Origin of the sequence: Curtobacterium sp. PhB191 (assembly GCF_004346515.1) — a bacterium.
Taxonomy (GTDB): domain Bacteria; phylum Actinomycetota; class Actinomycetes; order Actinomycetales; family Microbacteriaceae; genus Curtobacterium.
This window is the reverse complement of sequence record NZ_SMBV01000005.1, coordinates 88,329-104,035: the sequence shown is the minus strand read 5'-3', so window position 1 is coordinate 104,035 and position 15,707 is coordinate 88,329. Positions and strand designations below refer to the sequence as shown.

At 72.0% G+C, this 15,707-nt stretch carries 10 protein-coding genes; all 10 read left to right on the top strand.

Annotation, left to right across the window (positions count from 1 at the left end; translation table 11 throughout):
* Position 1 precedes the first annotated feature (1 nt).
* The 10 genes from EDF48_RS09825 (at position 2) to EDF48_RS09785 (ending at position 15,698) form a co-directional block, all read left to right on the top strand.
* Complete coding sequence (locus EDF48_RS09825; protein WP_017885743.1) at positions 2–265, top strand: F0F1 ATP synthase subunit epsilon; 264 nt, start codon at positions 2–4, stop codon at positions 263–265.
* Complete coding sequence (yaaA, locus tag EDF48_RS09820; protein WP_347812847.1) at positions 262–1,032, top strand: peroxide stress protein YaaA; 771 nt, start codon at positions 262–264, stop codon at positions 1,030–1,032. The genes EDF48_RS09825 and yaaA overlap by 4 nt, the downstream gene beginning before the upstream one ends.
* A 104-nt stretch (positions 1,033–1,136) precedes the next feature.
* The gene (locus EDF48_RS19425) at positions 1,137–1,715 is read left to right on the top strand and encodes a hypothetical protein (RefSeq protein ID WP_165900971.1); all 579 of its coding nucleotides are present in this window, start codon (positions 1,137–1,139) and stop codon (positions 1,713–1,715) included.
* 52 nt (positions 1,716–1,767) lie between these two features.
* Positions 1,768–2,541, top strand: a complete 774-nt coding sequence (locus EDF48_RS19420) for an FHA domain-containing protein (protein WP_243698082.1) — start codon at positions 1,768–1,770, stop codon at positions 2,539–2,541.
* 3 nt (positions 2,542–2,544) lie between these two features.
* Positions 2,545–3,366, top strand: coding sequence for a protein phosphatase 2C domain-containing protein (locus EDF48_RS09810; RefSeq protein WP_123294286.1), 822 nt, complete (start codon positions 2,545–2,547; stop codon positions 3,364–3,366).
* 140 nt (positions 3,367–3,506) lie between these two features.
* The gene (locus tag EDF48_RS09805) at positions 3,507–4,919 is read left to right on the top strand and encodes a serine/threonine-protein kinase (RefSeq protein WP_131879671.1); all 1,413 of its coding nucleotides are present in this window, start codon (positions 3,507–3,509) and stop codon (positions 4,917–4,919) included.
* A complete protein-coding gene (locus tag EDF48_RS09800; RefSeq protein ID WP_131879669.1) occupies positions 4,916–10,792 on the top strand; it encodes an Ig-like domain-containing protein in 5,877 nt (1,958 codons plus the stop codon). Before EDF48_RS09805 ends, EDF48_RS09800 begins: the two co-directional genes overlap by 4 nt.
* Positions 10,793–10,861: 69 nt before the next feature.
* Positions 10,862–11,833 (top strand): MoxR family ATPase, encoded by a 972-nt coding sequence (locus EDF48_RS09795; protein WP_123294288.1) that lies wholly within the window; start codon positions 10,862–10,864, stop codon positions 11,831–11,833.
* On the top strand, positions 11,830–13,242 hold the full coding sequence (locus EDF48_RS09790) for a DUF58 domain-containing protein (RefSeq protein WP_111083878.1): 1,413 nt from the start codon (positions 11,830–11,832) through the stop codon (positions 13,240–13,242). The genes EDF48_RS09795 and EDF48_RS09790 overlap by 4 nt, the downstream gene beginning before the upstream one ends.
* Positions 13,239–15,698 (top strand): transglutaminaseTgpA domain-containing protein, encoded by a 2,460-nt coding sequence (locus EDF48_RS09785; RefSeq protein WP_131879667.1) that lies wholly within the window; start codon positions 13,239–13,241, stop codon positions 15,696–15,698. Before EDF48_RS09790 ends, EDF48_RS09785 begins: the two co-directional genes overlap by 4 nt.
* The last annotated feature ends 9 nt before the right edge of the window (positions 15,699–15,707 follow it).

Here is a 15,707-nt window from a genome sequence, read left to right as displayed (position 1 = left end):
CATGGCGGGTCTCAACGTGAGCGTCGTCTCGGCCGACCGTGAGGTCTGGTCGGGCGACACCACCATGGTCGTCGCACGCACGACAGAGGGCCAGATCGGCATCCTCGCGGGACACGAGCCGATGCTCGCGATCCTCGCGCAGGGTCAGGTCCGCATCACGCGGGCCGATGGGTCGACCGTCGCGGTCGACGCCGAAGACGGCTTCCTGTCGGTGGAGCACGACACGGTGACGATCGTCGCGCGGCAGGCCGCGCTGGCGTCCTGACCGGACTGACCGTCCTCCTCCCGCCTTCGGAGACGAAGCGGGAGGGTGGGGACACGAGCCGCACGCTCGATCTGCGTGCACTCTCGTTCCCGGAACTGGCCGAAGAGCGGGCCGCGGTGATCACCGCGGCCCGCTCTGTCAGTTCCGAGGAGTCCTCGGCCAGGACGGCTCTGAAGCTCGGCCCGAAGTCGATCGCCGAACGGTTCCGCAACCTCGAACTCGACACGTCGGGCACGATGCCGGCGATCGAGCGCTACACGGGGGTGCTCTACGACCCCCTCGGCGCGCAGACCGCCGACGCGTCGACGCGGGCGTGGTGGCACGACCACGTGGTCGTGCAGTCGGCCATGTTCGGACCGATCGGTGCTGGTGACCCGATCCCGGCGTACCGCCTGTCGCACGACTCCCGGCTCGGGACGATCCGATTGGCGTCGCACTGGCCCGCGGCCTCGTCCCGGGTCCTGGCCGAGCGGGCGGACGGCCTGGTGCTCGACCTCCGGTCCGAGGGCTACCGCCAGCTCGGTCCCGTCCCGGAGGCGGTCGCCCCGCGCGTCGTGAGCATCGACGGCTCCGGTCGGCGGCGGGCGTTGAACCACTGGAACAAGACGGCGAAGGGCCGACTCGTCGCGCTGCTCGCGCGCACCGGAGCGGTCGTCGCGACCATGGACGACCTGGTCGACTGGGCCGCCGCGAACGGCGCCGTGGTCGAACGCAGCGACTCCGGCTGGGACCTGGTCGCCGAGAGCCTGGAACCCGTCACCGTCTGATCATCGCCCCGGTCCGTCCTCCACAGGTCGGGCCGGGGCGCTGCTGTCCACAGGTGGTCGGTTCGTGCCTGACTGGAGGCCCGGATCACGCTTCGATGGCGTGCATGATCCCCTTGACGGCACACACCCCCGACCACACCGCAGTCCGGTTCCCTCGCGAGATCGCGGCGGCGGTCACCCTCCCGGCAGCGGCGGCAGCGCTGGTCACGTCGGGCGTCGGCGCTGGCTCCCGCGTCGGCGCGATCGCGATCGTCACCGCCTGCGGTGCGCTGTCGACCCGCATGGCGCTCATCCCGTTCCTGGCCGCCCGAGACCAGCCGGATCCGCGGGCCATCCGGGGGTTCGACCCGTTCGACGACCCGACGCCGCCGGCGTTGCACGGCCTCGGACCGGAACCGGACCGCGCTCGTCTGCGCACGGCCGGCGACCGGTGCGCCGAGGCCTGGCGGGTCTGGCGCGCCGAGGGTGGTCAGGTGGACTGTACGGCCGGAGCTGCCGGTGCGCTCGCACTCGGGGCCTGGTGCGCGTGGGCGCTCGGGTCGTCGGCCCGCGCCGAGACACGGGCGCGCTACGCCCTCGAGACCCGTGCCGACGACCCGCTCGCCGGGCTGGTCCTGCGGTCGGTCCTGGCCGGCAGCGCGCCGACGTGGGCCGGGCCCCGTCGCGACCGGCACCGATCGTGACCGGCGTGGGCGGCCGTCGGTGCGGTGCGACGGGTCGACCGGATCGTCTACGGTGGAGGACACCACATCCGAAGGGCTCCGGTTGCGCGACGACGACATCGAGGACACCGTCATCCGGCGACCCCGCGGTGCCGGGGGCGGCGATCGCTTCGACGACGTGCTCGGTGACACCGTCATCCGGCCGCGCACGGAGCCGTCCGAACCGGTCGGTGACCGTGCCGACGACGGAGCCGACGACCCTGCCGACGACGGAGCCGACGACCCTGCCGACGACGGAGCCGACCCGGAGGACACGGTCGTCCGCGCCCGTGTCCGGACCGTCGCCGGACCGAGCGTGCCCGCCGGAGCCGCCACGGGCCTCCCGTCCGTCCCTGCCGCGCCCGCGGCGCGCGTGCCGTCGATCCGCATCGGCGACCGCACCTTCCGACTGGACCACCCGGTCGTCATCGGACGGCGTCCGTCGCTGCCGCGGATCACCAGTGGCCCCGAACCGGAGCTCGTGACGGTGCGGTCCGCCAACGGGCAGGTGTCGTCCTCGCACGTCCGCATCCACGCCGAGGGCGAAGCCGTCGTGGTGCAGGACCTGCGGTCCACGAACGGAACCGTCGTCCGACCGGCGGGCGCGCCGGTGTACCGCATGGCATCGGGTGCGTCGATCGTCGCGCTGACGGGTACGGTAGTCGAGGTCGGTGACGGCAACGCCATCGAGGTCCTCTCGCCGTACCTCCGGGTCGCACCGACGGCGGACGGGTTCCCACCGGTTCCCCCGTGGCCCACCGACCAGACAGCACACGGCACGCCCCGAACCCCCAGAGAGCGATCCTGAAACGTGACCGAACTCGGCCGAGCAGCGACTGCGCACGCCATCGACGTCCCCGGTGCCGACGGCGCCACCCTGACGCTCTCGTGGGGAGCCGCGACCGACGTCGGTCGTCGCCGTGACCACAACGAGGACAGCTACATCGTCGGGGCGCCGTTCTTCGTCGTCGCCGACGGCATGGGCGGACACCTCGCCGGCGACCGCGCGAGCGACGCCGTCGTGCGTCGACTCGAGCAGGTGACGCAGGAGCCCTTCACCACGCGGCAGGGCATCCAGCGCGCGCTGCTCCTCGCCACGGCCGACATCGAGCGCGCAGCCGGCGGCAACGCGATCGGAGCGGGCACGACCGTGACCGGCATCGCCCTGGTCGCGTCGCTCGGGCAGCCGGCGGCCCTCGTGTTCAACGTCGGCGACTCGCGGACCTACCGGATCGAGGACGGCGTTCTTCGCCGCGTCACCGTGGACCACTCCGTGGTGCAGGAGATGGTCGACGCCGGGCTGCTGCGGGCCGAGGACGCCGAACAGCACCCGGACAGCAACGTCATCACCCGCGCGGTCGGGTTCGGCGAACCGCCGGCGCCCGACTGGTGGACCCTGCCGCTCCGCGCGGGCGACCGGTACATCGTCTGCTCCGACGGCCTGACGAAGGAGCTCGGTGACGCCGGCATCGCCCGCATCGCGGCGCGGGAAGCCGGTGCGCAGGGACTCGCCGAACGGCTCGTCGGCGACGCGGTCGTCGCCGGGGGCCGCGACAACGTCACCGTCGTGGTGCTCCAGGTCGACGCCGCCCCGGACGACGGCGACCTCGAGGACACCCTGCCGCGGCACTGACCGTCGGCACATGACCCCCCGAACTGGGGGAGTGCGCCCGTCCACAGGTGGTCGGTGTGCGGATCGACGGTCACCGGCGCTTCGTACAATGACTGTGCCACGACGAGAGAGTTGGCCGCTCGGCCGGGGAGGAGATGTCGATGGCGCGTCGCCTGCCGTCCAACCCGCCCGTGATCGGCGGCTTCAACCCCGTGCACGTCCTCGGTTCCGGTGGCTTCGCCGACGTCTTCCTCTACGAACAAGACATGCCGCGTCGTCAGGTTGCGGTGAAGGTCCTGCTCGACGAGGTCGTCGACGACCGCGTACGGCAGATGTTCCAGGCCGAGGCCAACCTGATGGCGCGGCTCAGCACCCACCCGTCGATCCTGACGGTGTTCCAGGCGAGCGTCGCGGCCGATGGACGTCCGTACCTCGTGATGGAGCTGTGCTCCTCGTCGCTCAGCGAGCGGTACCGGCGTGAGCCGATCCCGGTGTCCGAGGTGCTCTCGATCGGTGTCCGGATCGGGTCCGCCCTCGAGACCGCGCACCGCGAAGGCGTGCTCCACCGGGACATCAAGCCGTCGAACATCCTGCTCACGGCGTACGGCAACCCCGTGCTGTCCGACTTCGGCATCGCGGCCACCATCGGCGGGACCGACCCGGACGAGCCCATCGGCATGTCGATCCCGTGGTCGGCGCCCGAGGTCCTGATCGACGAGTCCCGGGGCACGATCCAGTCCGAGGTGTACTCGCTCGCCGCCACCGTGTACTCCCTGCTCGCCGGTCGCAGCCCGTTCGAGGTCCGGGGCGGCAAGAACGGTGCGAGCGACCTCATGAGCCGGATCGACAAGGGGGGCGTCAAGCCCACCGGTCGGACCGACGTCCCACCGTCGCTCGAGCGCCTGCTCGCCACCGCGCTGTCCCGCAAGGTGCCGTCGCGCCCGACGACCGTGCTCGAACTCGTGCGCGGGTTCCAGCAGGTCGAGGCCGAGCTCGGGATCCCGCAGACCGCTGCCGACGTCGCGGTCGAGGCGTGGGCAATCGCGACCCCGACCCCGGAGGGCGACCGGACCATGATCCGCGAGCTCCAGCCGCCGTCCCGGGTCGGCGCCCGTCGCCGCACCCGTCGCGCGGTCCAGGGCGGCGTCGTCGCCGGCGGTTCGCAGAGCGTCGGCACCGTCCACCGCACCGGATCGGTCACACGTGCTCGTCGACGCACCCGGTCGACACTCGTCTGGGCGACGTCCCTCGCCGTCGTCGTGGTCGCCGCCCTCGCCATCGCGACCGTGGTCGTCGTCGGGCGGCTCGGCGCCGGGGCGATCCCCGTGGTGGCCGACGTCCGCGCACAGCCGTCGGCGCAGTCGGTGTCGTTCTCGTGGGCGGACCCGGGTCTCAAGAGCGGCGACACCTACGTCATCTCGTCGAACGGCGCGTCCAGCCAGCAGACCGGCACCACGTTCGTCGTCTCCGGGCAGCGCGGCGACGAGGAGTGCATCGCGGTCGCCGTCAACCGCGACGGCAAGACCGGTGCAGCGAGCGCGCAGAAGTGCGCGACCGTCGGGAGCACCGGGTGATCCGCGCGCTCCTCGCGAAGCACCGATCCGCCGCCGTCACCACCGGGGTCTCAGTCCTCGTCGCCGCGGTCGTCGCGACGACCGCGATCGTCTCGACCGGGTACCACACGCAACGAGTCGACCTCGGGGACGGCACCGTCTGGGTGCCCTCCGCCGAGTACGGAGCGGTCGGCCGGGCCAACACCGGGGTCCTCCAGCTGAACACCGCCGTCGAGACCGCGAGCGACGACCTGGCGGTGCTGCAGCGCGGGTCCATGGTCTACAGCGTCGACCAGACCAAGGGGACCGTGGCCAAGGTCGACGTCGCCGACGCCACCGTCGGCGACGCCGTGACCCTGCCCGCGGGGACACCCCAGGTCTTCTTCGCGGGGGACACCGCGGTGATCGGCAACCAGGACACCGGCGAGCTGTGGGCGACGCCCGCGGCCGACCTCGCCGAGTTCGACGCCTCGACCAAGGCCGACCTGACGCTCGGGGCGGACACCGTCTTCGACGCCTCGGACGGACACGTCGCGGTGTACTCGGCGAAGACCGGCACGGCATCGCTCGTCGACGTCGGGTCGACATTGTCCGTCGACCAGCGGTGGAAGGTCGACATGGACCGCACCGACGACTTCCAGGTCGCGACCTTCGACGGCCACCTGGCGGTGCTCGACCGCACCAGCGGCGCCCTGTCGATCGACGGCCGCACCGTGGAGCTCGGCGACCGGGTCGGCGCGTCACCCGCGCTCCAGCGATCGTCGGACACCTCGTCCGACGTCACCGTCGCGGGCACCGCCGGACTCGTCCGGGTCAGCGCCTCGGGGGCCGTCGACGCCACCGCGCTCCAGGTGTCCGGGCGTGCGGCGCGCCCCTACGTCGACGGGTCCTGCACCTACGCGGCGTGGGCCGGTGGCCAGGCGATCGACACCTGCGACGGCAACGCCCTCCAGCGGCTCGCGAGCACCGGCGGGACCAGCACGATGCAGATCCTGCACAACGGGCAGACCGTCGTCGCCAACGACCCGTCGAGCGGTCGTTCCTGGGCGATCGACCGTAGTGGCCAGCTCATCGACAACTGGGCCGACCTCATCAAGCAGGACGACGAGCAGCAGCAGGAGCAGGTCTCCGACGACGACCCCGAGGTCGACAAGGACCAGAAGCCGCCGGTGGCGGTGGACGACGACCTGGGCGCTCGTCCGGGACGCACCACGAGCCTCCCGGTCCTGCTCAACGACTACGACCCGAACGGTGACCCGATCATCGTGAGCGAGGTCGGGTCCATCTCGGAGTCCGCCGGCCGCGTCGCCATCGTCGCCGACGGCCAACGGCTGCAGGTCACGCTGTCGTCGCGCGCGACCGGCACCGTGACCTTCCCGTACACGATCACCGACGGCAACGGCGGGTCGGACACTGCGACCGTCCGCGTCACGGTGCGGCCGGAGTCGCAGAACGAGGCCCCGCGACAGGTGCGTGACACCTCGGCGGACGTGGTGCAGAACGGACACGTCGTCAGCAGCGTGCTCGGCGACTGGGTCGACCCCGACGGCGACCCGGTGTACCTGAAGTCCGCGACCGCCTCGGACGGCGACCGGGTGTCGACCACCCCGGACGGCCTGCTCGACTTCCGTGCGGACAGCGGCCGGACGGGCGACCGTGCCGTGCAGCTCGTCGTGAGCGACGGACGCGCGGACGGCCGTGGCTCGGTGACGGTGCGCGTGGCGAAGCAGGGGAGTGTGCCGCTGCGTGCCGACCCGTTCCCGGTGCAGGGCTACGCCGGCAAGGCCTTCACGGTGGAGCCGCTCGACCACGTCCGCGGCGGCAACGGCACCGTGACCCTCACGAGTGTGTCGTCGTCGGCGGGGCTGACGGTCACCCCGAGCTACGACGCGGGCACGTTCCGGGTGCAGGGTGCGAGTGCCGGCGACCACCAGCTCGAGTACACCGTGACCGACGGTGTGAAGACGTCGAGCGGCATCGTCCGGGTCACGATCCTCGCGCCGCCGGACGCCTCGACCGCGCCCATCACGACCCCGAAGACGGTCTTCGTCAACACGCTGTCGAGCAAGGACACCGACGTCACCGCGACCGACATCGACCCGGCGGGCGGGGTGCTGCTCGTCACCGCCCTCGACGGACCGGTGCGGGGCAGCGGGGTCCAGGCGAGCATCCTCGACCAGCACACCGTGCGCGTCACGCTGACCGCACCGCTCGACGGGCCGGTGTCGTTCGGCTACACCGAGACGAACGGCCTGGCGTCGTCCACCGGCACGATCACCGTCGTCGAGATCCCCAAGCCCGACCGGATCCAGCCGCCCGTTGCCCAGCCCGACAGCGCGACCGTCCGGGTCGGCGACGTCGCGAACATCGACGTGCTCGACAACGACACCCAGCCCGAGGGCGAGCCCCTGACCCTCGAGCCCGAGCTCGTGCAGAACGTGCCCGGCGACGGCGGTCTGCTGTTCGCCTCGGGCGACCACCTGCGCTACCTCGCGCCGAAGACCCCCGGCAACTACACCGCCGTCTACCGGGTCGCCGGTCCGGACGGCCAGTACGCCGACGCCGCCGTCTCGATCTCGGTGCGCGAACGGGACGCGGCGACGAACAACCCGCCGGTCCCGCAGACCGTGACCGCGCGGGTCGTGGCGGGTTCGTCGGTGCGGATCTCGGTGCCGCTGAACGGGATCGACCCGGACGGCGACTCGGTGCAGCTCGTCGGCGTCGGGTCGAACCCGGACAAGGGCTCCGTCACCGACGTCGCGTCCGACGCGCTGACCTACGAGGCGGGGGACTACTCGGCCGGCACCGACGAGTTCACCTACACGGTGGTCGACGCCCTCGGCGCACGTGCCACCGGTACCGTCCGCGTGGGCATCGCCCCCCGGGCCGAACAGGCGTCGAACCCCGTCGCCGAGGCCGACCACGTGACCATCCGCCCCGGCGGGTCGGTGACCGTGCGTGTGCTGCAGAACGACTCCGACCCCGAGGGCGGCCAGCTCACCGTGTCGGCGGCCGAGCCCACCGCCGACGACGTGTCGGCGAAGATCCTGCGGAAGCAGCAGATCCGGGTCACACCCCCGAAGACCGCGAAGTCGGGCGACTACGCCGTGCTCTACACGGTGGCGAACGCCAGCGGGGGATCGAGCACCGCGTTCCTCACCGTCACGGTCGACCCGGACGCGCAGCCCCTCCGCCCCGAGGTCGACGACACCACCCTGGACCTGCAGGACATCCTGCGGCGCGAGAGCGTGACCGTCGACGTGCTCGAGAACGTCTTCTTCGCCGAGGGCACCGCTGCCGACCTGCAGGTCGGGATCGTCGACGGCTACGGCGACACCGCACGGCTCACCGACGACGGACGGATCACGGTCCGGCTCACCGACGAGTCCCAGGTCATCCCGTTCTCGGTCGCACGGGTCGACCACCCCGACATCGTGTCCTACGGCTTCATCAACGTCCCCGGGTTCGACGACGCCCTGCCGCAGATCAACCGCTCGGCCGGTGCCGTCACCGTGAAGAGCGAGGCGACGGTCCGGATCCCGCTCGAGGACTACGTCGTGACCGCGAACGGCCAGACGGCGAAGATCACGGACCGCGGCACGGTGAAGGCGACGCACGCGAACGGCCAGAGCCTGGTCGTGGACTCGTCGACCCTGCAGTTCACCTCGTCGAAGCTGTACTACGGCAACGCGTCCATCTCGTTCGAGGTCACGGACGGCTCCGCGGCCAACGGCGGGAAGGGCCGGGTCGCGACGCTCGTGCTCCCGGTCACCGTGACGCCGCGGTCGAACCAGCCGCCGGCGTTCACCGGCTCGGCGGTCGAGATGCAGCCGGGCGAGACGCGCACCGTCGACCTGACGAAGCTCACCGACTACCCGTACCCGAAGGACCTGCCGGAGCTGCGCTACTCCGTCGTCGGTCGTCCGGCGGCCGGCACCACCGCCACGATCTCCAAGCAGCAGCTGACCATCACGGTCGCCGACACCGCGAAGAAGAACACCACGGCGTCGATCGGCATCGGGGTGCAGGACGACGCGAACGCCGGTCGTGCCGGCACCGTGACCGTCGGGGTCGTGGCCTCGACGCGTCCGCTCGTGCAACCCGGCGCCGACCGGTCGATCACCAAGCGCGGTGCGACGACCACCATCGACGTCCTGACGAACGACCAGCCGACGAACCCGTTCCCCGGACAGCGGCTGCGCGTCGTGAACATCCGTGGTCTGTCCGGCGGGCTGCCGAGCGGCGTCTCCGTGACCCCGAGCGGCGACCGCACCCGTCTGCAGGTCCGCGTCTCCGACAGCGCCAAGCCGGTGGACGCCCACCTGCAGTACCAGGTCGCCGACGCCACGAACGACCCGGACCGCTACGTCTGGGGCGACGTGACGATCTCGGTGCAGGACGTCCCCGACGCCCCCGGTACGCCCACCCGGACCGGGTCCTACGACGGTGGCCAGGCCACGCTGACCTGGTCGACCCCGCAGGGCAACAACTCGCCGATCACCGGGTACCGCGTCACCGGCACGAACGGCGTCGCGAAGAACTGCGGCACCGCCACGGTCTGCACCCTGACCGGCCTCGACCCGAAGGCGTCGTACCGCTTCCAGGTCATCGCCACCAACGCGATCGGCGACTCGAAGCCGTCGGGCAGCTCGGCGCCGATCAGCGCCGACTACGTGCCCGCGCCGCCGAAGGGCATCACCGTCACGCCGAACGGGTCGACGCCGAACCAGCTCGACATCGCGTGGAAGGCCGTTCCCGCTCCGAACCGTGGCAGCGCGGTCGACGACTACATCGTCACCATCGAGGGACCGGGGCTGTCCGGCACCCGGCACACCGGCACGGCGACGAGCACCTCGTTCACCGGAGCGCAGAGCGCCGCGCAGTACAAGGTGACGATCTCGGCCCGGAACGACGCGGACCGCAACGGCACCGTCGTGCAGTGGAACTCGGCATCGGCCACGGGTACGGCCGTCGGGACGCCCTCGGTCCCGACGCTGAACGCGACGCGTGACCAGTCCCCGGGGAAGACCACGGTCTCGCTGAGCGCGACGGAGAGCGACTGGGCCGGCAGCGGTCGGACGCTCACGATCGTCCGCTACCCGCCCGGCGTCGACATCCCCGGCGGCTGCACGACGACGGGCTCGGACAAGAAGTGGGACGGCAGCAGCGCGACGGACACGTTGAGCTCGAACGGGAACTTCCAGTACGTCGCACTGGCCGACAACGGCCTGTTCTGCACGCCGAGCCGTGCCGCGTCCGTGCAGGGGTACGCGGCACCGGGAACTGCGTCGGCGGACATCGCGGTCGAGAAGTTCAGCGACGATGCGGGCACGTACGCCATCCGCATCCGAAACCCGCGAGCGCAGCCCAGCGCCAACGGATCCGTGGATCACTACGCGTACGCGGTGAACGGCGGCGGGCTCGTGTCGTTCGGCGCGAACGGTTCATGGGTCGACGGTGTCGCCTTCGGTTCCGCGGTGAGCGTCACCGTCGTGGCGTGTGCGGACAGTACGTCGAACTTCTGTGGGAACGGGACCACGGTCGATGGGCTCCGACCGGTCCAGACCCGAGCGACGCTGCCGGATTCGATGACCGCCGGCACCCAGGTCACCGTGAACGCGGCGCCGAGCAACAGCGGGTACCAGCCCTCGGGCTACCGCGTGTCGTTCTGCCTGGTCGACCGGCCCTGCGGCGGCGGTCAGGTCTACGCGCCGAACGCCTTGCCGACGGTCGAGGACTCGCTCCTCGCGAACTACGTGGTCGTCGCGGCCATCGTCGACGGGCACGAGGACCCGAACCCGCCGAGCGCACGGATCGCAGCAGCGCCGGCGCCCGACCCCGAGCCGGAGCAGCCCGTTCCGGGTGAGCCCGATCCGGAACCCGCGCCCGGCTGACCCGGTTCCGCCGCCCGCTGACCGTACGCTGCACACACCGCCATCCCCGAGAACGAGGAACGACCACGCATGAGCATGACCCCGGAGCAGGCCACCTGGTTCGCCGACGTCGCAGGCCGCATCGTGACCAACGTCGAGCAGGTGCTCCTCGGGAAGACGTTCGTGATCCGCCTCGCGGTGACGGCGATGCTCAGCGAGGGCCACCTGCTCCTCGAGGACGTCCCCGGCACGGGCAAGACGAGCCTGGCGCGGGCGATGGCGCAGAGCGTGCAGGGAACGACGAACCGCATCCAGTTCACCCCCGACCTGCTGCCCGGCGACATCACCGGCATCAGTGTCTACGATCAGCGCACGCAGGAGTTCGACTTCCACCGCGGCCCGGTCTTCGCGAACATCGTGCTCGCCGACGAGATCAACCGTGCGAGCCCGAAGACGCAGTCGGCCCTGCTCGAGGCGATGGAGGAGTCGGCGATCACGGTCGACGGCGTGAACCACCGTCTGGCGGCTCCGTTCATGGTCATCGCGACGCAGAACCCCATCGAGCAGGCCGGCACGTACCGTCTGCCCGAAGCGCAGCTCGACCGGTTCCTCATGAAGACCTCGATCGGCTACCCCGACCACGCCGCCACCGTGAAGATCCTCGAGACCTCGTCGGCTCCGTCGGCATCGGTTCCGCTCGCGAGCGTCGTGCCCGCGGCGACGATCACCGAGATGGCCGCGCTGGCCCGCACGGTGCACGTCGACGCCGTCATCGCCGACTACGTCGCACGGTTGGTCGACGCGACGCGTTCGGCCAGTGAGGTCCGCCTGGGCGTCAGCGTCCGCGGCGCGATGGGCCTCATCCGTTCGGCACGCGTGCTCGCGGCGCTGAGCGGCCGCCACTACGTCACGCCGGACGACGTCAAGGCCCTCGCTGTCCCGGTGCTCGCGCACCGCCTGGTGCTCGACGCCGAGGCGGAGTTCGACGGTGTCAGCGCGCCGAGCGTCATCGCGCAGCTGCTGGTGGAGACGCCGCCGCCGGCCGACCGAGTCACGACGTGACGGACCGCCGGCCCGTCTCCACGCGCTCACGCCGTCCGTCCTCGACGCGGTCGCGTCGCGGGACGACGGCGTACGAGCGCACGGGGACGGTCGCCGGCCTGACCAACGTCCGCTCACGGATCGTCGGTGACCGCGAAGGCGTCGCCGCTGATGCGGTCGTCGGGATCGTCCGGGTCTGGGCAACGGCCTGGAGGCTCGTCAAGCGTTCCTGGGGCGAGGTCTCGTCCGTCGTCACCGGGCTCGGGTGGACGGTCGCGGCCCTCACGCTCGTCGCGTTCGTGGCCGGCTACCGGTTCGGCCTGCGCGAGATCGTCGTCGTCGGGTTCGCGGGAGCGGTGCTCGTCGTCGTCGCCGCGATCGCGCTCATCGGCCGCACGCGGCTGGTGATCCGGATGCGCCTGCCGCAGCACCGTGTGGCGGTCGGCGACGAGGCCGGTGTGGTGGTCACGGCGGAGAACCCGACGCGTCTGCCCTCGGTGCCGACGACGGTCGAGGTGCCGGTCGGCCCGGGTCTCGTCGACGTCGCGATCCCGGCGATCGGCGCGCACGGCACGTTCGAGCAGCTGGTGCCCGTGCCGACCGTTCGCCGCGGCGTGCTCGACGTGGGGCCGGTCACCGGTGTCCGCGCCGACCCCGTCGGTCTCGTCCGTCGCGAGGTCGTCTGGACCGCACGCGAACAGGTCATCGTGCACCCGCGCACGATCGCGATCCCGTCGACGAGCACCGGGCTGGTGCGCGACCTCGAGGGGCAGGCGACCACCGACCTGTCGCCGGCCGACATCGCGTTCCACGCCATCCGCGAGTACATGCCGGGTGACGACCCCCGCACCATCCACTGGAAGTCGACGGCGAAGTCGGGCGCGCTGATGGTGCGCCAGTTCGAGGACACGCGCCGCTCGCACCTGGTCGTGGCGCTCGGCATCGCCCGGTCGGAGTTCGGGGACGACGAGGAGTTCGAGCTCGCGGTGAGCGCTGCGGCCTCGCTCGGTGCCCGTGCGATCCGCGACGGCCGAGAGGTCTCGGTCGTGGTGTCGGAACGCACCCCGGAGTTCGCGAAGCGTGCCGTCTACGCGGTGCGGACCCTGCCGACGGTCACCCCGACGCGACTGCTCGACGACTTCGCCTCGGTCGGACTCGCCGATGCCTGCCTGCCCATCGCCGAGGTCTCCCGGATCGTCGGCAGCGACACCGAGGGCATCTCGGTGGCGTTCCTGGTCGTCGGTTCGACGATCGGGCTGCCGGCGCTCCGGCTCGCGGCGACGCGCTTCCCCGTCGGGGTCGAGGTCGTCGCGGTGATCTGCGAGCCCGAAGCGCAGCCACGGTTCCTGCGGGTCGCGGGCCTGACCGTGATGACCATCGGCTACCTGGACGACCTCCGGCACGCCCTGCACCGATCGGCCGCCGCGTGAGCGCCCCTCCGGTGGCCACGCCGACGCCGCCCGCGGAGCGTGCCCGTCGGTCGACCCGGCGTTCCGATCGACGCGATGCCCGGCGGCTCGTGCCGTTCCGTCTGGCCGGCGGGACCCTCGTCGTGTGGCTCCTGCTCGCGATCGCGAGTGTGTCGTGGTGGCCGGTCTACCGCGACGACTCGATGATCGTCGCGGCGGTGACCGCGATCGCGTTCGGCACCCTCGTCGCCCTCGTCGGCGCGGTCCTGCGGCTGCCGCTGGTCGTGGTGGCGATCGCGACGGTGGCGGCGTTCACGCTCGCCGGTGTACCCGCCGCCGTGCCCGGTCAGGCCAACGGGGTCCTGCCGACGGGCCCGGGCCTGCTCGCGCTGTTCGCCGGCGTCGCGCTGGGGTGGAAGCAGCTGGTGACCATCAGCCTGCCGGTCGGCTCGTACGAGGCGCTCCTCGTGCCGTACTTCGTGACGCTCCTCGTCGCCACGGTGACGGCCGTGAGCGTGGCGACCCGGGCCTCCAGGCAGGAACTCGCGAGCATCCCGGCACTGGTGCTGTTCGCGATCGGGGTGGTTGTCGGACCGAGCCGGCTGGACACGTCGATCGTGACGGCCGTCGTGCTCGTCGCCGTCGCGCTCGTGTGGGCGCTGACGGTGCGGCACGCACGTCGCGCGGTCGCCGTGGCGACCACGATCGGGTCGTCGGTACCGATCGCCCGGTCGGTCGTGCGACCGGCGCTCGTCGGCACGGGGACGATCGTCGCGGCAGCCGTCGTCGCCACGGGTCTCGGGCTGGTCGCGCCGCCGTCCAACGAGCGCACCGTCGCCCGCACGGACGTCGTCAAGCCGTTCGACCCGCGTGACTACGTCAGCCCGCTGAGCGGCTTCCGCGCGTACGAGGAACAGAGCGCGGCGGACACCGCACAGCTCCGGGTCACCGGACTGCCGGAGAACGGGTTCGTGCGCATCGCGACGCTCGACACCTACGACGGCGTGGTCTACCGCGTCGGCGGGGCGGACGGCTCCTCGTCGTCGGGCACGTTCGAGCGCGTGCCGACGTCGGTCGACGTCCGTGGCGTGGACGGCACCACGGTGCGCGTCGGGGTGACCGTCGACGGCTACAGCGGGGTCTGGCTGCCGACGGTGGGGGACCTGGAGCGCGTCGACTTCACCGGGACCGACGCCGACGACGAGCGCGGTTCCTTCTTCTACAACGGCTCGACGCAGACGGGCGCCGTGGTCGGCGGTGTCCGCGAAGGCACTTCCTACGACCTGACCGCCGTGGTCCCCGACCAGCCGACGGACGAGCAGCTCGCGGCCGCCCGCCCTGGCAGTGCCGCGGTCCCGACGGCGCGCGACGTGCCGGACGCCGTCCGCGAGACGGTCGAGGCGACGACCGACGCCGATGCGACTTCTGGTGCGAAGCTCGTCGCGGTGATCCAGGCGCTCAAGCGCAACGGGTACGTCAGCCACGGCGTCGGTGACGACCGGATGAGCCGTTCGGGGCACGGCGCCGACCGCATCCAGGAGCTCCTGACGTCGCCGCTGATGATCGGCGACCAGGAGCAGTACGCCGCCGCAGCAGCGCTGATGGCCGACGAGCTCGGGTTCCCGGCACGGGTGGTCATGGGCTTCACCGCAGGCGGCGACTCGGGGTCCGGCGGGGCGTCGGCGAGCGGCGGCACCACGACGTTCCGCGGCTCGGACGTCACCGCGCGCATCGAGGTCGACACCGCGCAGTGGGGGTGGGTGATGCTCAACCCCAACCCGAGTGTCCGCGAGATCCCGAACGAGCAGCAGCAGACGCCGCAGCCGGTGACCCGTCCCGAGACCGTCGTGCCGCCGCCTCCCGTCGACCAGCAGGACCAGGACCAGCAGGCGCCGCCGCAGAGCGACCGGAACACGCCGCCCGTGCAGCCGCTGTGGTTGCAGATCCTGCTCGCAGCGCTGCCGTGGGTGGTCGGTGCACTGGGGCTGATCGCCCTCGTGCTCCTGCCGTTCGGGGTGATCGTCCTGCTGAAGCGGGTCCGCCGCCGACGGCGCCGTCGTGCTCCGACGCCGCGCGGTCGCATCGTCGGGGCCTGGGACGAGTACCGCGACGCGCTCCTCGACCGTGGCCACGACGTGGCCGGATCGGCCACACGACGCGAGACCGTGGCCGGTGCTCCGGGTGAGGGCGGGACCGGACTGGCCGCCCTCGCCGACCGGGCGGTGTTCGGACCGAGCGACGTCGACCAGGCCGCCGCCGACCGGATGTGGTCGGCGACGGACGATGCGGTGGGGACCCTGCGCGCCGGTCGGACGCGCCGTGATCGGTTCCGCACCGCCGTGTCGCTCCGGTCCCTGCGTGGACCCGGACGGCCGCGCGCCACCACCGGTCAGGGCTCGGCGAGACGCGGTGACTACGATGGCCGGAGGCCTGACGAGCGTCGTGGACGGCCGAGTGAGGACAGAGGCAGACCGTGATCAGATGCG

Coding starts and splice junctions, on each gene's coding strand:
- EDF48_RS09795 (WP_123294288.1), top strand. CDS start 10,862: ATGAGCATGACCCCGGAGCAGGCCACCTGGTTCGCCGACGTCGCAGGC.
- EDF48_RS09825 (WP_017885743.1), top strand. CDS start 2: ATGGCGGGTCTCAACGTGAGCGTCGTCTCGGCCGACCGTGAGGTCTGG.
- EDF48_RS09805 (WP_131879671.1), top strand. CDS start 3,507: ATGGCGCGTCGCCTGCCGTCCAACCCGCCCGTGATCGGCGGCTTCAAC.
- EDF48_RS19425 (WP_165900971.1), top strand. CDS start 1,137: ATGATCCCCTTGACGGCACACACCCCCGACCACACCGCAGTCCGGTTC.